Source organism: Stenotrophomonas sp. NPDC077461 (assembly GCF_049545475.1).
In the GTDB taxonomy this organism is placed as follows: domain Bacteria; phylum Pseudomonadota; class Gammaproteobacteria; order Xanthomonadales; family Xanthomonadaceae; genus Stenotrophomonas; species Stenotrophomonas nematodicola.
Genome location: NZ_JBMWDO010000012.1, coordinates 45,765 through 64,612, shown reverse-complemented (window position 1 = coordinate 64,612; position 18,848 = coordinate 45,765). Strand labels below are relative to the sequence as shown.

Here is an 18,848-nt window from a genome sequence, read left to right as displayed (position 1 = left end):
TCCCTGGCGGAAAATCGGCACATTACGCCACGCCCAGTCTAGGGCGAACCCGCCGCCGGCTTCGATGCGGCTTTGGTCGAACGCCGCGCCAGCACCGGCCCGCGCAGCAGGATCGCGGCCACCATCACCGCCAGGAACGCACCGTAGGCATACAGCACGGCCAGCACCTGCCGCCAGATCGGGCCAGCATCGGACTGCACCACACCGATGTGATGGCCCCACAGCATCGCCAGGATGCTCAGGGCGAAGGCCAGTGCCAGCGCGACGCCGTCGAACAGGCGGCGCGATGGGCCACGTGGATGCCGCGGAAACAGCCAGTACAGCGTACCCAACAGCACGAACCAGGGCAGGAACAATACCAACGACAACCAGGCCATTGCAGTCTCCCGTGCAGGATGCCCGCATCATGCCATGCGTCGGTGCCGCCGGCGGCAGGGTACCGGCACCGGCCGGTACCGCTGCGATCAGGCCTGCTCGCGCAACACCTGCAGGGCATCGAGCACGACCGCCACATCGACCTCGACCTTGAACAGCTCGCTCTGCAGGCCATCGCCGTGCGTGGTCTGCTTGAGCACGCCGATCAGCTGGCCGGCATCACGCGGCGAATCGAAGGCCTCGCTCTGGATCAGCAGGCTGCCGTCACCGGCCAGCAGCTTGAAGTAGAACCGGCCGTCCTTTTCGCGGTACTGCTTGAACATCGGCGGCGCCGCGCGTGCTTCGCCGCTGTCTTCGCTGGCCACGCCACCGGCGCTGGACAGATCGCGCAGGCCCACCGCATGGCGCAGTTCGGCCAGCAGCGGCACCGCGTACTGCTCGCGCAACTGCTGGCCGCGGCGACGCAGCAGCGCCTCGATCTTCTCCGGCTCGGCCATCAGCGCTTCGTAGCGCTCGCGCAGCGGGGTCAGCTCGGCGTCGATACGCTCGAACAACTGCTGCTTGGCATCGCCCCAGCCGATGCCGTCGGCGAATGCCTGGGCGAACGCAGCCGTCTGCTCGGCAGTGGCGAAGGCCTGGTACATCTGGAACAGCGCCGAGCCCTCGGTGCTCTTGGGCTCGCCGGGTGCGCGCGAGTCGGTGAGGATCGAGAACACCAGCTTCTTCAGCTCCGCGCGCGGCGCGAACAGCGGAATGGTGTTGTGGTAGCTCTTGCTCATCTTGCGGCCGTCCAGGCCGGCCAGCGTGGCCACCTGTTCGTCGATCACCACCTCCGGCAACGGGAAGTATTCCTTGCCGTAGACATGATTGAAGCGCTGGGCGAAATCGCGCGCCATCTCGATGTGCTGGATCTGGTCACGGCCGACCGGTACGCGGTCGGCCTTGAAGATGAGGATGTCGGCCGCCATCAGCACCGGGTACATGAACAGGCCCGCGCTGATGCCGGCATCGTCGTCGAGCTGCTCCTCGCGGTTCTTGTCCACGGCCGCCTTGTAGGCATGGGCACGGTTGAGGATGCCTTTGCTGGCGATGACGGTCAGGAACCACATCAGCTCGGTGGTTTCGGGGATGTCGCTCTGCCGGTAGAACCACACCTTGTCCGGATCGAGCCCGCACGCCAGCCAGCTCGCGGCGATTTCCAGGGTCGAGCGCTGGGTCCGCGCCGGCTCCTGCGCCTTGATCAGGCTGTGCAGGTCGGCCAGAAAGAAGAAGCTCTCGATGCCGGAGGCCTGGCTGGCCGCGATGGCCGGACGGATGGCCCCCACGTAGTTGCCCAGGTGGGGGGTGCCGGAGGGGGTGATGCCGGTAAGAACGCGGGTGGTCATGAGGGAATCATTACGGACAGTTGAACGCCCCCAGTTTACCTGCCCGCGCGCAACCCCGTTGGACCGGCTGGGGCGTTCAACCCCGTACCCCAACCCGGATGCCTGCCATGAAACGCCTGATTCTGCCCCTGCTGGCCATGTGGATGCTGTGCGGTTTCACGCCCGTGGCCCCGTTCCCCGATGATGCCGGGCCGGTATCGCTGCAGGTGGTGGACCGCGACAGCGGCCGCACGCTTCGCCAGTATCCGGACGGCTCCCAGCGCTGGATCGCCGGTCAGCAGGGCCACCGCTACAGCGTGGCATTGCGCAACGACAGCAACGAACGCGTGCTCGTGGTGCTGTCGGTGGACGGCCTGAACGCCATCACCGGCGAGGTCGCCGCTCCCGGACAGACCGGCTATGTGCTCGACCCGTGGCAGCGGGCGGAGATCAGCGGCTGGCGCAAGTCGTCGCGCGAGGTCGCCCAGTTCGTGTTCACCGACCCTGGCCGCAGCTACGCGGCACGCACCGGCCGCCCCGACAACATCGGCGTGATCGGCATCGCTGTCTTCCGCGAAGCGGCGCGCTACGCCCCGGCGCCACCGATCGCCCGCCCCTCGCGCCCGATCCTGCGCGAGGCCCCGCAGGCCGAGGCGGCGGCCGACGTGGCTTCTGCCCGCGGTGCAGCGGCGCCCGCCCCGCAGCTCGGCACCGGGCACGGTGCGCGCGAGTATTCGCGCGCGGACAACACCACCTTCGACCGCGCCACGCGCATGCCAACCCAGCGGCTGGACGTGCGCTACGACAGCGAGCGCAACCTGATCGCGCGCGGGGTCATGCCGCGCCGTGCGCTGCGCCGCGACGATGCCCCGCAGTCCTTCCCGCAGGGCTATGTCCCGGACCCGCCGTCCTACCGCGGGCGCTGAAAAAGAAAAAGCGGGCCGCGCGATGCGGCCCGCCTGGTTTCATACCCTGGCGGCCGTGCCGCCTCACTGCACGCGGCGTACCGCGTCAGTGGAAATCCGGATAATCCTTGCGCATGGCTTTCTCGAAGTCGCGCACTTCGTTCTCAGCGCGGTCGCGCGCCCAGCCATAGCGCTCCTGCAGCCGGCCTGCCAGGTACTCGGCATTGCCCTCGGCCACCTTGAAATCGTCGTCGGTCAGATCGCCCCACTTGGCCTGCGCCTTGCCCTTGAGCTGCGTCCACTTGCCGGAAATGATGTCTTTGTTCATGGGTTGGCATCCTTGTTTGAAACGGCATCGTCGCCGCACGTACAGAGTGCGCGGGTGCGCGTTTGGTGGCGGTCAAGCGACGATGAAACGGATGCTCACGAGCTTGAATGGTTCACTACTGCACGCAACGAAAAAGGCCGGGAAATCCCGGCCTTTTTCTGGGTGTCCGATCCGGGGATCAGTTGCCCTTGGCAGCGTCTTCCACCGTCTCGCCCGCCTTCTGTACATCCTTGCCGGCACCGGCAACGGTGTTGCAGCCGGCGAGCATCGCCACCGAGAACATCGACAACAGCATCAGTGCAATAACACGCTTCATGGGGTTCTCCTGTTTGATCAACTTCATCACCGGTATCCGGTCCACCTGTCAGACGAGCGATGCTCCTCTTCCCGATCGCGGGGCGGGGGTCGAATCGACACTGCCGCCGCGTGATGTGCAATCTGGCGGCAGCGGCGTGCAGCGAATGTGAACGCGCCCTGCCACCATTCAGCCACGCGGCGCACGGCACGCCGCCACGGTGTCAATCGCGCATCAATGTCGATTTGCCAAACAGGCTTTCCACCAGGTCCACCGCCAGCTCGGCGGTGGTGTTGCGGTTGTCCAGCAGGGGATTGAGCTCCACGATGTCCAGCGAGCCCATGCGCCCGTTGTCGGCGATCATTTCCATCACCAGCTGGGCTTCGCGGTAGTTCACGCCACCCGGCACGGTGGTGCCTACGCCCGGGGCGATGCTCGGGTCCAGGAAGTCCACGTCGAAGCTGACATGCAGGTGGGTGGTGGCGTCGATCCCCTTCAGCGCCGCTTCCATCGTGCGCTTCATGCCGGCCTCGTCGATGTAGCGCATGTCGTACACATCCACCTGATGCTGCTTGATCAGGCGCTTCTCATCCTGGTCCACCGACCGGATGCCGATCTGATGCACCTGCTGCGGGCGGATCGCCGGCGCATCGCCGCCAAGCCGGGTCAGCGCATCCGGGCCCAGCCCGCACAGGCAGGCCACTGGCATGCCATGCACGTTGCCCGACGGGGTGACGTCGCTGGTATTGAAGTCCGAGTGCGCATCCAGCCACAGCACGCGCAGGGTCTTGCCCTGCTCGCGGCACCATCGCGCCACCGCCGTGATCGAGCCGATGCCCAGGCAATGGTCGCCGCCGAGCATGATCGGCATGCGGCCTGCCTGCAGTTCGGCGTAGGTGGCGTCCATCAGCGCACGGTTCCACGCCACCACTTCATCCAGGTGGCGGTAGCCGTGCACCGGCGCGGTCCACGGGTTGCGCGGGCCATCCAGGTTGCCGATGTCGCGCACGTCCACGCCGCGCGCGGCCAGGGCATCGCCGAGGCCGGCAATACGCAGTGCGTCCGGCCCCAGACCTGCGCCGCGATGGCCTGCTCCGATGTCGGTGGGAACGCCGATCAGGGAAACCGGGGGATACATCGCCATCGCTGCTGCTCCATTGCAAAGAAGCACAGTCTAGCCAGCGCGACGGCGCGGGACTCGCGGCGCTGCAGCAGGTAACGAGGGGAAGCAGCGGACAATCAGTAGCCACCGACCGTTGGTCGGTGGTGCCGGCACCCGGATTCGAACTGGGGACCTACCGCTTACAAGGCGGTTGCTCTACCAACTGAGCTATGCCGGCATCGGCACGGCGAACGGCGCTGCCGTCGCGGAGCGTGGATTCTAGCGCAAGCGCGCACAGTCCAGCGAGCGTTGCTGCGCCGCGCCGCTGCGCTGGCGCACCGTGGCGGCGTCGGCCGGGGTGGCCAGCGTCGCATCCACCCACCACTGCGCGCTGCCATCCCCGCCACTGGGCACCAGGCGGGCGTTGAAACCTGCCGCACTGAGGGCAGCCATGCGCCGTTCGGCCCCTTCGCGGTTGCGGTACTGGCCCAGCGCGATGGCGTTGGCTTCCTCGCCCTGGCCGATGATGTAGTAGTCGCTCAGGCCCGCCGCGACGATGCGCTTGACCGTGGCCTGGGCTTCCTCACGGCTGGCGGCCGGCGGCAGCAGCACCCGGTAGCGCGTGGCGCCGGCATCGGTGACCTCACGCAGGCGCGCGCCGCGCAGCCCGGCGCCAGCCTTGGCCTGCGCGGCCTGCGCGCTGGCACGGTCGGCAAACGGACCCAGGCTGAGGCACTGGGCGGGCACGGCAGCGGCAGGCGGCGGGGTCACCGCGACCGGTGCCGGCGCCGTGACAGCGGGTGCTGCGGGCGTGGGCACAGGCACGGGCGTGGGCGCCGCCGGCGCGGTTGCAGGCGCCGGTGCCGCCGCGGCCGGGGTGGCATCGGCCAGCGCGGGCGTGGCCACGGCCGGCGCCACAGGCGCGGCCGCCGGTACGACGGCATCCCCGGGCAACAGCTGGAGCTGCGCCACACCGCTGGGCGCCGCAGACGGCGCAACGGCGGGCTCGCCGCGCAGCATCCACCACAGTGCGACACCCCCATTGAGGATGACCAGGACAACGATCAGGGCACGGGTAAGCATGCAGGGATTCTAGGGCCAAGCGCGGGGATTGCGCGCGGCCTGGCCCGGGTCAGCGTGGCGCGTGGTGCACGGCCCAGCGGGCCAGGCCATCAAGCACCAGCGCCGGCTGGAACTGCGCATCGCCGAGCAGCGGCATCAGCGCCGGTGCGCCGCCACCGTGAACCAGCAGCGCGGGCAGGCGGCCGAGCAGCGCGGCCGCGTCGGTGCGGCTGCGCTCGATCAGTGCCACGGCTGCACCATCGCAGCCGGAGGCCAGCGCGTCGGCGGTATCGGTGGCGAACGCATGGTATGCGCCCCCGCTGGCGGGCAACTGCACCGCACGCGCATGCAGCGCCTCGCGCATCGTGGTCGGCGACGCCGCGATACGCCCGCCGTGGTGCAGGCCATCGGCGTCGAGCAGGTCGATCGTCAACGCGGTACCCACCCCGGCGACCACCACGGCCTCGCCACGCCCGGCCACGGCCAGCAGCGCCAGGAAGCGATCCACGCCGAATTTTGTCGGATCGGCATACGCAACGCGCACACCGGCGCACTGCGCCTCGGTACGCACGACCCGCACCTGGGCGAAGCGGGCCTGCAACACCTCGAGCATGCTGCGGGTCAAGGCGGGTGCGGCAACGCTGGCCACATAGGCCACGTCGCCCTGCGGCAGCGCCTGCAACGCATCGGCCGGCATCGCCTCGGCGCCATGCGGCCAGGCCTGCACATCACCGGCACGCACGCCCTGCAGCGGGGCGAACTTGAAACGGGAATTGCCCAGGTCGAACAACCAGTCGCTCATTGCATCCTCACGCTGACTTCGCCGGCATGGAACACGCGCTCGCCCTGCGCGGTGCGCACCCGCAGTGCACCATCGTCGGCCAGGCCCAGTGCGTGGCCCTCGATCCACTGGCCGCCCTCCTCGACCCGCACTGCGCGCCCGGCCAGCCCGTCCAGGGCGGCATAGCGCGGCAGGAACGGGGCCAGGCCATCGGCATCGAACGCCTCCAGCGCCGGCAGGAGCGACGCCAGGATCGCCGCGACCAGCGCGTTGCGCGCCACGCCCTGCGCGCCGGCCAGTGTCGCCAGGTCGGTCCACGGCTGGGTGATCTGCGCCCCGTGGTCCGCCGGCATGCGCACGTTGACGCCCAGGCCGATCACCGCCCGCGCCGGGCCGGCGAATTCACCGCCACCTTCCACCAGCAGACCGCCGAGCTTGCGGCCCTCGACAACCAGATCATTGGGCCACTTCAGCGTGACCCCGGCGATGCCCTGCGCGCGCAGCGCCTCGGCCACTGCCACGCCGGCCACCAGGCTCAGGCCCCCCAGCCGCGACAGGCCGCCGGCAAAGCCGCGCAGTACCGACAGGTACACATGCGCGGCCAGGGGCGAGGTCCATTCGCGGCCACGCCGCCCACGGCCGCCGGTCTGGCGCTCGGCCAAGAGCACGGCCGTGCCGCGCGCCGGCGCGTTGCAGCGCAGCAATTCGGTGTTGGTGGAGCCCACGCTCCAGGCGATGTCCAGGGAGGCAAGCAGCGGAAGGACCGCCGCCGGCAGCGCCGCACGGAGGGTGTCCGCGTCGAGCAGATCCAGCGGCTGCTGCAACTGGTATCCGTCGCCGGCGCGCCCTTCAATCGCGATCCCGGCCGACCTAAGTCCTTGAATCCGCTTCCAAATGGCGGCACGCGTCTGACCCAGCTCACGCGCCAGGGCGTCCCCGGACAGGCGCCCGGCTCCCAGTTTGGCCAGCAGTTGGCGGTCGTCCACGGCAGCTTCCATCGGATTACTGGACAAAATTATGCGGGAAACCCGCCCCCAGCGCCCGCGGGGGCCTTTCAATACCGGCGCTGAATCGGGCTAGAATCGGGAACTGACCTGTTCACCCGTTCTGGATGTTGACGATGCGCCCGTTCGCCCATTGCCTGATCCTGCTGATGGCCCCCTTGGCCGCGCACGCTTCCGAAGCGATCGCCGGCCAGGCGCGGGGTGGCTGCGTCTATTCCGCCAGCGATGCCGAACGTGCGCCGCCGTCCACCCCGACCAGCGCCAGCGCACCGGCGGCGGTCAAGCCCAGCGCCAGTGGCACCGGCAGCACCGGCGGGGGTGGCGATGACGATGTGCTGCCACGCCTGCGCGCACCGAAGTGGCACAGCTTCCTGCCGGGCATGTTCCGCTGATCGAACGTATGTGGGGTTGGCTGCGGCGTACGCCGCGCGAGATCGATCCGTCTTTGTGGCAGCAGAGCTGCCAGCGTGGCCCGTGGCTGCGTGGCCTGGACCCGGCGCGCTGCGAGCGCCTGCGCGTGCTCAGCGCGCGCTTCCTGCACGAGAAGACGATCAGCCCGGTGGCGGGCCTGCAGCTGGACGAAGGCGATGGTGTGCTGCTGGCCGCGCTGTGCTGCCTGCCGCTGCTGGAGTTGGGCGAGGTCGGGTTGCGCGGCTGGTCGCAGCTGATCATTTACCCGGACGCGTTCCGCGTGCAGCGCAGCCATGTCGATGCGGCCGGGGTACTGCACGAATGGGATGACGAACTGATCGGCGAATCCTGGGACAGCGGTCCGCTGATTCTGTCGTGGGCCGACATCCAGGCCGATATCGCCGACCCGCACGCCGGCTACTGCGTGGCGGTGCACGAAATGGCGCACAAGATCGACGCGCTGGATGGTGCGATCGACGGCACGCCGCCGTTGCCGCGCGCCTGGCAGAAACAGTGGGCCGCCGACTTCCAGCGGGCGTACGACGGCTTCTGCGAGCAGGTGGACCGGGGCCGGCATACCGCGATCGACCCGTATGCCTCGGAGGCGCCCGAAGAATTCTTCGCGGTGGCCACCGAATACCACTTCTCCGCACCCGCCCTGCTGGACAGGGAGATGCCGGAGGTGGCCGCGCATCTGCGGCGCTTCTACGGTGCGCCGCCGGCGATGTGACAGCGCATCCCTGCCTCAGGGGCCGGGCGGCAGCTTCACTTCGAATCGTGCGCCACCCAGTTCCGGCGAGCGCAGAACCTGCAGTTCGCCGCGATAGTCCTTGATCAGGTCCTGCACGATCGACAGGCCGATACCGTGGCCCTGCACGCGCTCGTCGCCGCGTACGCCCCGCTGGAGCACCTTGGCGATGTCTTCCGGGGCGATGCCCGGGCCGTCGTCGTCCACCGACAGCACCAGGCCTGCGCGGCGGGCACCCGGTGCCGGCAGCGGATGGGCGCTGAGCAGCACGCGCCGCTTGGCCCACTTGAAGGCATTCTCCAGCAGGTTGCCGAGCAGTTCCTGCAGGTCGCCGGGTTCACCGTGGAAACGCGCGGCCGCATCGATGTCGAACTCGCACAGCACGCCCTTGGCGGCGTAGACCTTTTCCAGGCCACGCACGATCTCCTCGGCGTTGGATTCGATCGGCAGCGGCGCGGAGAACAGCTTGTGGCCCGACGATGCGGCGCGCGCCAACTGGTAGGACACCAGGTTGTTCATGCGCCGCAGCTGGACGTCGAACTCCTCCCGCAGGTCCTGGTCCTGGGCACCGCTGTCCAGCTGCGTACGCAGCACGGCCAGCGGCGTTTTCAGGCTGTGCGCGAGATCGGCCAGGGTGTTGCGCTGGCGCTCCAGGTTCTCGCGCTCGCTTTCGATGAAGGCGTTGATGCTGTCGGTCAGCGGTTCCAGCTCGCGCGGGTGGCGCTCGCTCATGCGCTCGGTCTCGCCGCGCTGGACCTTGGTCAGCTCGGTGATCACGCGCCGCATCGGGCGCAGGCTCCATTGCAGGATCACCGTCTGCAGCAGCAGCAGGATCAGGCCCGCGCCACCCAGGTAGAACCACACGCGCCCGCGGAACACGCGCAGCTGCGCACCGAGCGCACGCGAGTCCTCCATTACGTAGATGGTGTACGGGAATTCGGTGGCCGGATCGGCGTCGGCATCCCACACCAGGCCCATGCCGTAGCGGTACACCGAGCCTTCGCTGCCGTCGATCTGGATCATCGGCAACGGACCTTCGAACACTTCCTGGCGCGGCGCGAGGAGGCCGCCGCCCACGGTGGGCAGCATCGGCCCTTCGGCCGACATCGAATTGCCTTTGCCGTCAGGCATCACCACCTGCAGGTACAGACCGCTGCCGGGCACGTCGAAACGGGGATCCGGTGGCTGCTCGCGGATGTACAGCGAGCGGTCTCGGGTGAAATCAATGCCGGCCGCGTACGCGGTGGCGTAGTTTTTCAACCGCTCGCGCAGATTGGCGCGCGCGGTATCGGCGAAGGCCGCGTCCAGCGAGTAGCCGGCGGTCGCCAGGAAGGCGACCAGACCCACGGAGGCCGCCAGCATCTGGCGCGCCTGCAATGAGCGCGGCCGCCAGCGTTTGAAGAACCACAGACGGCCGGACATCATGCTATCGCCAGAGTGTCGACTCAGCCCTCGTTGCGCGGAATCGCGAAACGATACCCGCGACCACGCACGGTTTCGATCGGCTTGAGCTCACCGTCCGCATCGAGCTTCTTGCGCAGGCGGCCAATGAACACTTCCAGCACGTTCGAATCGCGATCGAAATCCTGCTGGTAGATGTGTTCGGTGAGGTCGGCCTTGGAGACCAGTTCACCGGCATGCATCATCAGGTATTCGAGCACCTTGTACTCGTAGCTGGTGAGGTCCACGTTGCTGCCACCGACGCTGACCGTCTGTGCGGCCAGATCAAGCGCGACCGGACCACATTCGAGCGTGGGCTTGCTCCAGCCAGCGGCGCGGCGCAGCAGCGCGTTGACGCGGGCCAGCAGCTCTTCGACATGGAACGGCTTGACCAGGTAATCGTCGGCGCCCTGCTTGAGGCCCTCGACCTTGTCCTGCCAGCTCGAACGCGCGGTCAGGATGAGCACGGGGAATTTCTTGCCCTCATCGCGCAGCGCCTTGATCAGTTCCATGCCCGACATCTTGGGCAGGCCCAGATCGATGATGCCGACATCGAACGGCACTTCGCGGCCCATGTACAGACCTTCCTCACCGTCCTGCGCAGCATCGACGGCAAAGCCTTCGCGCTTGAGCCGGGCTGCCAGGGTTTCCCGCAGCGGGGCTTCGTCTTCGACCAGAAGGATACGCATGAACTCTCCCTAGTGTCCTGGGTATGGCCGGGGGCCAGTGGGTAATGCAGATGACTGCGGACAACTATCCCTGTTCAGGGGTTATCGCCGCGTAGTGATGACATATCCGAGCGCGGCGTGCGGGGCTGTGAACGCGCCGGCGCCGGGTCGTCCATGTAGCGGACCCGTCCGCGGTCGTCCATGTACTTGACCCGGTTGATGTCGCGACCGTCGAACGGGACACGCTCGGCGCCGAGGATGTGGCCCCCGGTGGTCCGCTGGACCCGACGCACCGCATCGGACAGCGAACGCTCCTGCGCCCCGCCACGCGCAGCCCGCGCCATGTCGCCCCGGACGGCGTCCGGCGGCGGGATGTCCTGCGCCAGGACCGTGCCGGTGGAGGCAGCAGCGCCCAGTGCCAGGAGGGCGAGGACGGCAAGACGGCGATGGCGGGTCACGGAGTACATCGGTCTGATCCTAGCGGACGGCGGCAAAACGTTCAAAAGTTGTAAATCCGAAACCGCCCGGCGTGCCGGCGATTTACGAATCCTTTGCAAATTCTTGGTTTTACGCGGTGAATCCGGTCTGAACTTTTCCGGCGGGGGCGCCCGTACGTTCATCTAGGTGAACATTGGCGACAAAGCGTGTGCCTTGTCAAGGCAAGACGGCGTCGCAACTCACGCAGCGACGCGTTCCGCCTGCGCCCGGGTCACGGCCAGCGCCTGCTCGATCAGGCACCAGTCGGCGCCGGCGCGGTGAGCGCCCTCGCTGAGGATCTGGCGGAACGCGCGGCCACCCGGCTGGCCGTGGAACAGCCCGAGCAGGTGGCGGGTGATGTGCTTGAGCGCCAGGCCATCGGCCAACCGCGCCTCGATGTACGGCCGCATCCCGCGCAGCAGGGTCTCGCGGGACTGCAGCGGCGCGCCGGTCTGCGCGGCCTCCAGCCGGTGCAGCACGTAGGGGTCGTGGTAGGCCGCCCGGCCCAGCATCACCCCGTCCAGCGCGGGCAGCTGCGCCTGCGCCGCCTCGACCGTGGCCAAGCCGCCGTTGAGGACGATGGCCAGCTGCGGCCGCTCGGCCTTCAGGCGGTGCGCCCACTCGTAGCGGAGCGGCGGTACTTCGCGGTTCTCCTTCGGCGACAGGCCCTTCAGCCAGGCGTTGCGGGCGTGCACGATGAACATCGCACTTCCCGCGTTGGCCGACTGATCGACGAAGTTGCGGAAGATTTCGTAGTCGTTGTCTTCATCAACGCCGAGCCGGCACTTCACCGTGACCGGGATGTCGACCGCCGCGACCATCGCCGCCACGCACTCGGCCACCAGCGTCGGTTCGCGCATCAGGCAGGCACCGAAGCGCCCGGCCTGGACGCGGTCGGACGGGCAGCCACAGTTGAGGTTGACCTCGTCATAGCCCCACTCCTGGGCGATGCGCGCGGCCTGCGCCAGCAGCGCCGGATCGCTGCCGCCGAGCTGCAGGGCCAGCGGATGCTCGCTGCCATCGAAGCCCAGCAGGCGCTCGCGGTCGCCGTGGATCACCGCATTGGCATGCACCATTTCGGTGTACAGCCGCGCACCCGGGGCCAGCAACCGGTGGAAATACCGGCAATGACGGTCCGTCCAGTCCATCATCGGGGCGACGGACAGGCGCAGGGAGGCGGTGTAACGCGCCGCAGCGTCGGAGGCAGGCTGGGTCATGGGCGGGCAGGCATCGGGATCTGCTGGCAATGCCAGCGCAATCAACAGTTTACCCGCTTGCCATGAACGCTGCCCGAGGGCAGCCCCGAGCGCCGTGTGCCGCAACGGCAACAGCGCATCGCGATTCACGGCTGCAATCGGAACAGCGCACAATTGCGCTCTGTCTTTCTGCAAGGCCTGCGATGCGCAGCCCCCTCCTGTCCGGTTTCGACCCTGCCACCGAACAAGGTGTGCTGCGCCTGTCCATCGCCGCGTCGCTGGCGATGGCGGTCGCGGCGGTGGTGTTCGGGTTCCTGGCCAACTCCTCGCTGATCATCTTCGACGGCATCTACGGCCTGATCGACGTGGTGATGACCTGGCTGTCGTTGCTGGTGGTGCGGCTGATCAGCCTGTCGACCCAGGTGGATGCATTGCAATCGCGCCTCAACCAGCGCTTCACGATGGGCTTCTGGCACCTGGAGCCGATCGTGCTCGGGGTCAGTGGCACGCTGATGATCGGCGCGGCCCTGTATGCGGCGGTCAACGCGGTGGACGCATTGATGTCCGGGGGGCGCGCGATCGCATTGGGCCCGGCGATCCTGTTCGCGGTGCTGTCGATCATCGCCGAGATCGGGCTGGCCCTGTTCGTGCGCCGTGCCAACCGCGGCATCGGCTCGGAGTTCATCGCGCTGGATGGCAAGAACTGGGGGGTGTCGGCCAGCATGTCGGCCGCCTATCTGGTCGCCTTCATCGGCGGCTGGCTGATGGGCGATACGCGCTGGGCATGGCTGGTGCCCTACATCGATCCGGCGATCCTGCTGGTGGTGTGCCTGTTCGTCATGGTCGCCCCGCTCGGCACGGTGCGGCAGGCGCTGTCGGACATCCTGCTGATCACCCCGGTGGACCTGCAGGCGCACGTGGACGAGGTGGCGCGTGCCATCGTCGCCAGGCACGGCTTCCTCGAGTACCGCAGCTATGTGGCCAAGGTCGGGCGTGGCGAGCAGATCGAGCTGTTCTTCGTGGTGCGCGCCGATGACCCGCCGCGTGCGCTGCTGGAATGGGACCGCCTGCGCGACGAGATCGGCGAGGCGCTGGGCGAGGAATCGACGGACCGCTGGCTGACGATCATGTTCACGACGGATCGGGAGTGGGCGATCTGAGGGCGTCAGGGCGCGCGTGCTGCCGCGCCCACCTGCTTCCACTGCCGCGGCGATTGCCCGGTCTGCGCTTTGAATGCGCGCGACAGTGCCGCTTCGCTGCCGTAGCCCACATCGATGGCGATGCGCTTGAGCGGTTGCCCCCTGCGCAGCGCCTGCTGCACCAGCCGCGTGCGCCAGCCCTGCAGGTACTGGCCCGGCGTGCTGCCGATGGTGTCGCGGAAGCTCTCGGCGAAGGCGCTGCGCGACATGCCGGCACGCTGCGCCAGCGATTCCAGCGTCCACTCCTCGGCCGGCGCTTCGTGCATGGCCACCAGCGCGTGGCGCAGGCGCGGGTGGGCCATGCCGGCGAGCAGGCCGACGCGTAGCTGACCGCTTTCCATCAGCGCGCGCAGGATCTGGATCAGCACCACTTCAAACAGGCGATCCAGCAGCGCCTGGCGGCCGCAGCGCTGGGCGAAGGCTTCCTCGAACAGCAGCGACAGCACAGGATGGCCCCCGTACAGGGCATCCAGCGGCAGACAGATCACTGCGGGCAGCGCGGCGGCCACCGGGTTGTTGCCGGCCCCTTCGAACTGCAGATGCGCACAGGCGAAATCGGCGCCGCGCTGCGCGTCCGTGATGAAGCGGTGGGCCAGCGGACGCGGGTAGAGCAGCACGCTGGGCTGGTCGATCTGCAGCACACTGCCATCGTCATGTTCCACCCGTACCGTCCCGTCGCGGATGAGGTGCAGCTGGCCACGCTCGCCGTCGGCAGCCAAGTGGTTGATGCCGCACAGCGGGCCGGCATGGAAGACCTCGGCACTGACCGCGAAGCGGCCAAGCAGGGATTGCAGGCGATCGACCATTCTGGACTCCAGATCAAGTTTCCTGGACGAAATGTTGCCACACGTACAGCCCAGTGGCGCACAGTACGTCTCACCTACCCGTGCCATCCCTTCACACCCCAGGAGAATTCCATGTCCATCGCAAACGTTCTGTACACCGCCACCGCCACCGCCACCGGCGGCCGCGAAGGCCACGCCACCTCGTCCGACAACGTGCTGGACGTGCAGCTGTCCACCCCGCGCGAGCTGGGCGGCGCGGGCGGTCCGGGCACCAACCCGGAACAGCTGTTCGCCGCCGGCTACTCGGCCTGCTTCCTGGGCGCGCTGAAGTACGTGGCCGGCCAGGCCAAGGTTGCGCTGCCGGCAGAGACCGCCATCACCGGCAAGGTGGGCATCGGCCAGATTCCGACCGGCTTCGGTATTGAAGTCGCGCTGGAGATCTCGGTGCCGGGCCTGCCGCGCGAGCAGGTGGAGGAACTGGTGCAGAAGGCGCACATCGTGTGCCCGTACTCCAACGCCACCCGCGGCAACATCGATGTAACGCTGACGGTCGCGTAAGCAGGATCGGGCAAAAAAATGGGCGGCTGCCTGGCTCGACCGCCTGGCAACCGCCCATCCCACCGCGGTGGATCCCCAGGGTGAACCCCGGGGATGCGTCTGAGCGTGGTGCTGGTGTTACGTTTCGTTTGCGATCACCTGCACGACGCTGGAGAAATCCAGCTTGCCGCGACCGGCCTGGTGGTTCATCGAATACAGGTTGCGCGCGAGCTCGCCGAGTGGAATCGAGGCGCCCACGCTCATGGCCGCTTCCACCGCCAGGCCCATGTCCTTGAGCATCAGGTCGCTGCCGAAGCCGCCGCTGTAGCCGCGCGAGGCCGGCGCATTCTCCAGCACACCCGGCCACGGGTTGCACACTTCGGTGGCCCAGCTGCGGCCGGTGCTGACCGCCATCATCTGCGACAACACCTTCGGATCCAGACCGTGCGCCACGCCCAGTGCGATGGATTCGCCGGTGACCGCCATGATCACGCCCAGCGCCATGTTGTTGCACAGCTTGGCGACCTGGCCGGCGCCGCTGGCGCCGACATGGAAGATGTTCTTGCCCATTGCCTGCAGGATCGGGCGGGCGCGCTCGAGCGCCTCGGCATCGCCACCGACGATGAAGGTCAGGGTGCCGGCCTGTGCACCGGCGGTGCCGCCGGAGACCGGTGCGTCGAGCATCTGCAGACCACGTGCAGCGGCCGCTTCGGCAACCTTGCGTGCGGTGGCCGGGGCAATGGTGCTGCAGTCGATCAGCAGTGCGCCGCCGGGAATATCGGCCAGCAGACCGTCCTCGCCCAGGTACACGCCTTCGACGTGGCGGCTGGCCGGCAGCATCGAGATCACGATCTCGGCATCGGTCAGGGTGTCCAGTGCAGAGTGGGCGGCGGTGGCACCGGCATCGACCGCGGCCTGCACGGCGGCGGGCACCAGGTCGAACACGCGCACCGCGTGGCCGGCCTTGGCCAGGTTGGCGGCCATCGGGCCACCCATGTTGCCCAGCCCAATAAATGCGATACGGCTCATGCGAGGCTCCTTTCAGGGTCAGTGACACCGAGGTCGGCCAGCGGGTGCGTGGCGTCGGACCAGGGCGAAACGAAGAAGGTGTGGGCCCACGCCGCCGTGGCCTCGGCCAGGGTGGCCGGCTGCCAGTGCGGGGTGCGGTCCTTGTCGATCAACAGCGCGCGGATGCCTTCGGCGAAGTCGCCGTGGGCGGCGCTGTGCAGCGCGGCGATGTACTCCAGGCGGTAGACGTCGGCCAGCGATGCGCCGGCAGTGCGGCGCTGCAGCTCGAAGGCCAACCGCGCCGAGCCGGGTGCACCGGCGGCGAGCGTGGCCTGGGCGGCCTGCAACCAGGGATCGTCGGTTTCCAGCGCGATGATCGCGTCCACGATGGTGGCCAGATCGTCGCCGGCACAGAGCGCGTCGAGGGTGGCGGCATGGCGCAGCAGCGGGCCGGTGGCCGCGTCGGTGGCGTGCTGCTGCAACAGGGCGCTGAGCTGCTCGTGGTTGCGCTTGGCCTCCTCGCTCCAGTGCACGCCGAGCAGCGCGGTGAACACCGCTTCGCGCTGCGCGTCCGGCACGTGGATGTCGGCCAGGCCGGCGTAGATCGCATCGCCGGCATTGAGCGGCGCGCCGGTAAGGGCCAGGAACAGACCACCCTTGCCCGGCACGCGCGGCAGCAGCCAGCTGCCGCCCACGTCGGGGAACAGACCGACGGTGATCTCCGGGAACGCCAGTTTCGAGCGCTCGCTGACCACGCGATGGCTGGCGCCGGACATCAGGCCGATGCCACCGCCCATCACGATGCCGTGGCCCCAGCACAGGATCGGCTTGGGGAAGGTGTGGATGGCGTAGTCGACGCGGTACTCGACGTCGAAGAATTCGGCGGCATACGTGTTGTCGCGGATGTCGCTGCGGCCCGCCTGGCGGTACTCCACCATGCTGCGGTACAGGCTGTGCAGGTCACCGCCGGCGCAGAAGGCCTTCTCGCCTGCGCCCTGCAGCACCACCAGGGCGATGCCGTCGTCGTCGGCCCAGGCCTGCAGGCGCGCGCCCAGCAGGTGTGCCATCGGCAGCGAAAAGCCGTTGAGCGTGCGCGCGGCGTTGAGCGTGGCGATGCCGATGCGCATGCCGTTGGCGGCGGTGCGTTCCTCGAACAGCACCGGTGCGTCTTCGCTGGCGGCGACCGTGCTCATGCGTTCTTCCACTGCGCGCTGCGCTTCTCCAGGAAGGCGCTGACGCCCTCGACCTGGTCGGCGCTGTCAAACAGGTCGACGAACGCTTCGCGTTCGGCCACCAGGGCGGCGGCATGGGTGCCGGTGCGGGTGGCCTGCACCAGCGCCTTGCACGCGGCGATGCTGGTCGGGCTCTGCTTGCCGGCCTTGCGCGCCCAGTCCAGTGCCAGTGCGAGCGCTTCGCCCTTGCCGACCTTCTCTTCGGCCAGGCCGATGCGCACGGCGGTGTCGGCATCGATGCGTTCGCCGAGCAGGATCATCCGCTTGGCCCAGCCTTCGCCCACCAGACGCGGTAGGTTCTGCGTGCCACCGGCGCACGGCAGCAGGCCGACGGTCGCCTCCGGCAGCGCCACCTGGGCATGGTCCTCGATGATGCGCAGGTCGCAGGCGAGCGCACATTCCAGGCCGCCGCCCATCGCATAGCCGTTGATGGCCGCGATGGAGACGCCACGGAAGCCGGACAGGGCCTCGAAGGCTTCGCCGAATCGGCGTGCCGCTTCGCGCGCGGCGCCCTTGTCGCCGGAGGCGAACTGCTTGAGATCGGCCCCGGCGGAGAAGAACTTTTCGCCTCCCCCGGTGATCACCAGCGCGTAGATGCCCTTGTCGGCATTGAGCGCACCGACCAGGTCGCGCAGGGCGGACAGACTGTGCACGGTCCAGGTGTGGGCCGGCGGGTTGTCCAGCGTCACCACCGCGACGTGGCCATCGGCCTCGACCTTCAGGCCGGTGTGTTCGTGCGTGCGCCAATCCATCATCGCAGTTCCTCTTCGGTGTTGAGCAGGTGGCGGGCCACGATCACGCGCATGATCTCGTTGGTGCCCTCCAGGATCTGGTGCACGCGGCAATCGCGGAGCAGCCGTTCGATCGGGTATTCGCGGATGTAGCCATAACCGCCGTGGATCTGCAGCGCATCGTTGCAGACGTTGAAGCCGGCATCGGTGGCGAAGCGCTTGGCCATCGCACACCACACATTGGCATCGCTGGCACCGGCATCGAGCTTGCGCGCGGCGGTATGCACCATCTGCCGCGCGGCCACGAGCTGGGTGGCCATGTCGGCCAGCTTGAACTGCAGCGCCTGGAAGTCGGCCAGCGCCTTGCCGAACTGGCGGCGCTCGCCCATGTAGCGGCGGGCCGCGTCCAGCGCGCCCTGGGCGGCACCCAGCGAACAGGCGGCGATGTTGATGCGGCCACCGTCCAGGCCCTTCATCGCCAGCTTGAAGCCGCCGCCTTCCTCTCCCAGAAGGTGGCTGACCGGCACGCGGACGTTCTCGAAGGTGATGCCGCGGGTGGGCTGGCTGTTCCAGCCCATCTTCTCTTCCTTGCGACCGTAGCTGATGCCCGGCAGGTCGGCCGGCACCGCGATCGCGCTGATGCCGCCCGCACCGGCACCGCCGGTCCGCGCCATCACCACCAGCAGTTCGGTGGCGCCGGCACCGGAGATGAAGGCCTTGGCGCCGTTCAGCACGTAGTGTTCACCTTCGCGCACGGCGCTGGTCTTCAGCGACGCCGCGTCCGACCCGGCACCCGGCTCGGTCAGGCAGTACGAGGCCAGCTTGCTGCCCGAGGACAGATCGGTGCCCCAGGCGGCGCGCAGTGTTTCGGTACCCCACGTCGACACCATCCACGAGGCCATGTTGTGGATGCTGATGTAGGCCGCGGTGGACGGGTCCACGTTGGCGAGCTCCTCGATGACGACGGCGGCGTCCAGACGGCTCAAGCCGCTGCCGCCGACCTCGGGGTCCATGTACAGGCCACAGAACCCGAGTTCCCCTGCCTTGGCGATCGCCTCGCGCGGAAAGATGCCCTCCGCATCCCATCGCGCGGCGTGCGGCGCCAGTTCGGCCTGGGCGAAGTCGCGCGCAGCCTCTCTATAGGCCTGCTGCGCTTCGTCGAGTTCCGTCGTCATCGAGTGGCTCATGGTCGAACTCCGT

The 18,848-nt window shown here is 68.4% G+C and carries 22 protein-coding genes and 1 tRNA gene; 5 read left to right on the top strand and 18 right to left on the bottom strand.

The window, feature by feature from the left end; genetic code table 11:
* Window positions 1–38: 38 nt before the first annotated feature.
* Together ACPEH8_RS17630 and ACPEH8_RS17625 are read right to left on the bottom strand one after the other, a co-directional pair.
* Window positions 39–377, bottom strand: coding sequence for a hypothetical protein (locus tag ACPEH8_RS17630; protein WP_017355371.1), 339 nt, complete (start codon window positions 375–377; stop codon window positions 39–41).
* An 87-nt stretch (window positions 378–464) separates the two neighbouring features.
* A complete protein-coding gene (locus ACPEH8_RS17625; protein ID WP_017355370.1) occupies window positions 465–1,760 on the bottom strand; it encodes a tryptophan--tRNA ligase in 1,296 nt (431 codons plus the stop codon).
* Window positions 1,761–1,867: 107 nt separating this feature from the next.
* On the opposite strand from ACPEH8_RS17625, the gene ACPEH8_RS17620 reads away from it, so the two are divergent.
* Window positions 1,868–2,665 (top strand): hypothetical protein, encoded by a 798-nt coding sequence (locus tag ACPEH8_RS17620; protein WP_017355369.1) that lies wholly within the window; start codon window positions 1,868–1,870, stop codon window positions 2,663–2,665.
* Between the two features lie 85 nt (window positions 2,666–2,750).
* Here the strand turns inward: ACPEH8_RS17620 and ACPEH8_RS17615 are convergent, their stop codons facing one another.
* From ACPEH8_RS17615 to birA, 7 genes are all read right to left on the bottom strand, one after another.
* A complete protein-coding gene (locus tag ACPEH8_RS17615; protein WP_017355368.1) occupies window positions 2,751–2,972 on the bottom strand; it encodes a CsbD family protein in 222 nt (73 codons plus the stop codon).
* Between the two features lie 178 nt (window positions 2,973–3,150).
* A complete protein-coding gene (locus ACPEH8_RS17610) occupies window positions 3,151–3,288 on the bottom strand; it encodes an entericidin A/B family lipoprotein (RefSeq protein ID WP_026070664.1) in 138 nt (45 codons plus the stop codon).
* 202 nt (window positions 3,289–3,490) lie between these two features.
* A complete protein-coding gene (rocF, locus tag ACPEH8_RS17605; protein ID WP_423667678.1) occupies window positions 3,491–4,411 on the bottom strand; it encodes an arginase in 921 nt (306 codons plus the stop codon).
* Window positions 4,412–4,531: 120 nt separating this feature from the next.
* Window positions 4,532–4,607: transfer RNA gene (locus tag ACPEH8_RS17600), tRNA-Thr, on the bottom strand.
* Between the two features lie 41 nt (window positions 4,608–4,648).
* Window positions 4,649–5,452 carry an SPOR domain-containing protein gene (locus tag ACPEH8_RS17595; RefSeq protein ID WP_136006658.1) on the bottom strand — a complete coding sequence of 268 codons (804 nt, stop codon included), beginning with the start codon at window positions 5,450–5,452 and terminating at the stop codon, window positions 4,649–4,651.
* Between the two features lie 49 nt (window positions 5,453–5,501).
* Window positions 5,502–6,233 carry a type III pantothenate kinase gene (locus ACPEH8_RS17590; RefSeq protein WP_136006657.1) on the bottom strand — a complete coding sequence of 244 codons (732 nt, stop codon included), beginning with the start codon at window positions 6,231–6,233 and terminating at the stop codon, window positions 5,502–5,504.
* Window positions 6,230–7,210, bottom strand: coding sequence for a bifunctional biotin--[acetyl-CoA-carboxylase] ligase/biotin operon repressor BirA (gene birA, locus ACPEH8_RS17585; protein ID WP_423667675.1), 981 nt, complete (start codon window positions 7,208–7,210; stop codon window positions 6,230–6,232). The genes ACPEH8_RS17590 and birA overlap by 4 nt, the downstream gene beginning before the upstream one ends.
* 122 nt (window positions 7,211–7,332) lie before the next feature.
* On the opposite strand from birA, the gene ACPEH8_RS17580 reads away from it, so the two are divergent.
* Window positions 7,333–7,608, top strand: coding sequence for a hypothetical protein (locus ACPEH8_RS17580; RefSeq protein WP_136006653.1), 276 nt, complete (start codon window positions 7,333–7,335; stop codon window positions 7,606–7,608).
* Window positions 7,575–8,357 carry a zinc-dependent peptidase gene (locus ACPEH8_RS17575; RefSeq protein WP_287248463.1) on the top strand — a complete coding sequence of 261 codons (783 nt, stop codon included), beginning with the start codon at window positions 7,575–7,577 and terminating at the stop codon, window positions 8,355–8,357. Before ACPEH8_RS17580 ends, ACPEH8_RS17575 begins: the two co-directional genes overlap by 34 nt.
* Window positions 8,358–8,372: 15 nt before the next feature.
* Here ACPEH8_RS17575 and ACPEH8_RS17570 read toward each other — a convergent pair whose 3' ends face one another.
* From ACPEH8_RS17570 to dusA, 4 genes are all read right to left on the bottom strand, one after another.
* A complete protein-coding gene (locus tag ACPEH8_RS17570; protein WP_037590856.1) occupies window positions 8,373–9,797 on the bottom strand; it encodes a sensor histidine kinase in 1,425 nt (474 codons plus the stop codon).
* A 23-nt stretch (window positions 9,798–9,820) separates the two neighbouring features.
* Window positions 9,821–10,504 (bottom strand): response regulator transcription factor, encoded by a 684-nt coding sequence (locus ACPEH8_RS17565; protein WP_017355070.1) that lies wholly within the window; start codon window positions 10,502–10,504, stop codon window positions 9,821–9,823.
* Window positions 10,505–10,578: 74 nt separating this feature from the next.
* Window positions 10,579–10,950: a hypothetical protein gene (locus ACPEH8_RS17560; protein ID WP_017355069.1), complete on the bottom strand. Its 372-nt coding sequence runs from the start codon at window positions 10,948–10,950 to the stop codon at window positions 10,579–10,581.
* Window positions 10,951–11,160: 210 nt separating this feature from the next.
* Window positions 11,161–12,177, bottom strand: coding sequence for a tRNA dihydrouridine(20/20a) synthase DusA (dusA, locus tag ACPEH8_RS17555; protein ID WP_136006651.1), 1,017 nt, complete (start codon window positions 12,175–12,177; stop codon window positions 11,161–11,163).
* A gap of 182 nt (window positions 12,178–12,359) precedes the next feature.
* Here dusA and ACPEH8_RS17550 point away from each other — a divergent pair, with 182 nt between their 5' ends.
* Window positions 12,360–13,316, top strand: coding sequence for a cation diffusion facilitator family transporter (locus ACPEH8_RS17550; protein WP_136006649.1), 957 nt, complete (start codon window positions 12,360–12,362; stop codon window positions 13,314–13,316).
* A gap of 5 nt (window positions 13,317–13,321) precedes the next feature.
* Here ACPEH8_RS17550 and ACPEH8_RS17545 read toward each other — a convergent pair whose 3' ends face one another.
* Window positions 13,322–14,161: an AraC family transcriptional regulator gene (locus tag ACPEH8_RS17545; RefSeq protein ID WP_262071733.1), complete on the bottom strand. Its 840-nt coding sequence runs from the start codon at window positions 14,159–14,161 to the stop codon at window positions 13,322–13,324.
* 111 nt (window positions 14,162–14,272) lie between these two features.
* On the opposite strand from ACPEH8_RS17545, the gene ACPEH8_RS17540 reads away from it, so the two are divergent.
* Entirely contained in the window at window positions 14,273–14,698 is a 426-nt protein-coding gene (locus ACPEH8_RS17540) for an organic hydroperoxide resistance protein (RefSeq protein ID WP_017355020.1), read from the top strand.
* A 117-nt stretch (window positions 14,699–14,815) separates the two neighbouring features.
* Here ACPEH8_RS17540 and mmsB read toward each other — a convergent pair whose 3' ends face one another.
* Genes mmsB through ACPEH8_RS17520 form a run of 4 tightly spaced genes read right to left on the bottom strand, consistent with a single transcriptional unit; the run spans window position 14,816 to window position 18,835 of the window.
* Window positions 14,816–15,706: a 3-hydroxyisobutyrate dehydrogenase gene (gene mmsB / locus ACPEH8_RS17535; RefSeq protein WP_017355019.1), complete on the bottom strand. Its 891-nt coding sequence runs from the start codon at window positions 15,704–15,706 to the stop codon at window positions 14,816–14,818.
* Entirely contained in the window at window positions 15,703–16,878 is a 1,176-nt protein-coding gene (locus ACPEH8_RS17530; protein WP_423667672.1) for an enoyl-CoA hydratase/isomerase family protein, read from the bottom strand. Before ACPEH8_RS17530 ends, mmsB begins: the two co-directional genes overlap by 4 nt.
* Window positions 16,875–17,672: an enoyl-CoA hydratase gene (locus tag ACPEH8_RS17525; RefSeq protein ID WP_423667669.1), complete on the bottom strand. Its 798-nt coding sequence runs from the start codon at window positions 17,670–17,672 to the stop codon at window positions 16,875–16,877. The genes ACPEH8_RS17530 and ACPEH8_RS17525 overlap by 4 nt, the downstream gene beginning before the upstream one ends.
* Window positions 17,669–18,835, bottom strand: coding sequence for an acyl-CoA dehydrogenase family protein (locus ACPEH8_RS17520; RefSeq protein ID WP_017355016.1), 1,167 nt, complete (start codon window positions 18,833–18,835; stop codon window positions 17,669–17,671). Before ACPEH8_RS17520 ends, ACPEH8_RS17525 begins: the two co-directional genes overlap by 4 nt.
* Window positions 18,836–18,848: the final 13 nt, after the last annotated feature.

Excerpts from the sequence above, each read along its gene's own strand:
- ACPEH8_RS17630 (WP_017355371.1), bottom strand. The coding sequence starts at position 377 with ATGGCCTGGTTGTCGTTGGTATTGTTCCTGCCCTGGTTCGTGCTGTTG.
- ACPEH8_RS17625 (WP_017355370.1), bottom strand. The coding sequence starts at position 1,760 with ATGACCACCCGCGTTCTTACCGGCATCACCCCCTCCGGCACCCCCCAC.
- ACPEH8_RS17620 (WP_017355369.1), top strand. The coding sequence starts at position 1,868 with ATGAAACGCCTGATTCTGCCCCTGCTGGCCATGTGGATGCTGTGCGGT.
- ACPEH8_RS17615 (WP_017355368.1), bottom strand. The coding sequence starts at position 2,972 with ATGAACAAAGACATCATTTCCGGCAAGTGGACGCAGCTCAAGGGCAAG.
- ACPEH8_RS17610 (WP_026070664.1), bottom strand. The coding sequence starts at position 3,288 with ATGAAGCGTGTTATTGCACTGATGCTGTTGTCGATGTTCTCGGTGGCG.
- rocF (WP_423667678.1), bottom strand. The coding sequence starts at position 4,411 with ATGGCGATGTATCCCCCGGTTTCCCTGATCGGCGTTCCCACCGACATC.
- ACPEH8_RS17595 (WP_136006658.1), bottom strand. The coding sequence starts at position 5,452 with ATGCTTACCCGTGCCCTGATCGTTGTCCTGGTCATCCTCAATGGGGGT.
- ACPEH8_RS17590 (WP_136006657.1), bottom strand. The coding sequence starts at position 6,233 with ATGAGCGACTGGTTGTTCGACCTGGGCAATTCCCGTTTCAAGTTCGCC.
- birA (WP_423667675.1), bottom strand. The coding sequence starts at position 7,210 with ATGGAAGCTGCCGTGGACGACCGCCAACTGCTGGCCAAACTGGGAGCC.
- ACPEH8_RS17580 (WP_136006653.1), top strand. The coding sequence starts at position 7,333 with ATGCGCCCGTTCGCCCATTGCCTGATCCTGCTGATGGCCCCCTTGGCC.
- ACPEH8_RS17570 (WP_037590856.1), bottom strand. The coding sequence starts at position 9,797 with ATGTCCGGCCGTCTGTGGTTCTTCAAACGCTGGCGGCCGCGCTCATTG.
- ACPEH8_RS17565 (WP_017355070.1), bottom strand. The coding sequence starts at position 10,504 with ATGCGTATCCTTCTGGTCGAAGACGAAGCCCCGCTGCGGGAAACCCTG.
- ACPEH8_RS17560 (WP_017355069.1), bottom strand. The coding sequence starts at position 10,950 with ATGTACTCCGTGACCCGCCATCGCCGTCTTGCCGTCCTCGCCCTCCTG.
- dusA (WP_136006651.1), bottom strand. The coding sequence starts at position 12,177 with ATGACCCAGCCTGCCTCCGACGCTGCGGCGCGTTACACCGCCTCCCTG.
- ACPEH8_RS17550 (WP_136006649.1), top strand. The coding sequence starts at position 12,360 with ATGCGCAGCCCCCTCCTGTCCGGTTTCGACCCTGCCACCGAACAAGGT.
- ACPEH8_RS17545 (WP_262071733.1), bottom strand. The coding sequence starts at position 14,161 with ATGGTCGATCGCCTGCAATCCCTGCTTGGCCGCTTCGCGGTCAGTGCC.
- ACPEH8_RS17540 (WP_017355020.1), top strand. The coding sequence starts at position 14,273 with ATGTCCATCGCAAACGTTCTGTACACCGCCACCGCCACCGCCACCGGC.
- mmsB (WP_017355019.1), bottom strand. The coding sequence starts at position 15,706 with ATGAGCCGTATCGCATTTATTGGGCTGGGCAACATGGGTGGCCCGATG.
- ACPEH8_RS17530 (WP_423667672.1), bottom strand. The coding sequence starts at position 16,878 with ATGAGCACGGTCGCCGCCAGCGAAGACGCACCGGTGCTGTTCGAGGAA.
- ACPEH8_RS17525 (WP_423667669.1), bottom strand. The coding sequence starts at position 17,672 with ATGATGGATTGGCGCACGCACGAACACACCGGCCTGAAGGTCGAGGCC.
- ACPEH8_RS17520 (WP_017355016.1), bottom strand. The coding sequence starts at position 18,835 with ATGAGCCACTCGATGACGACGGAACTCGACGAAGCGCAGCAGGCCTAT.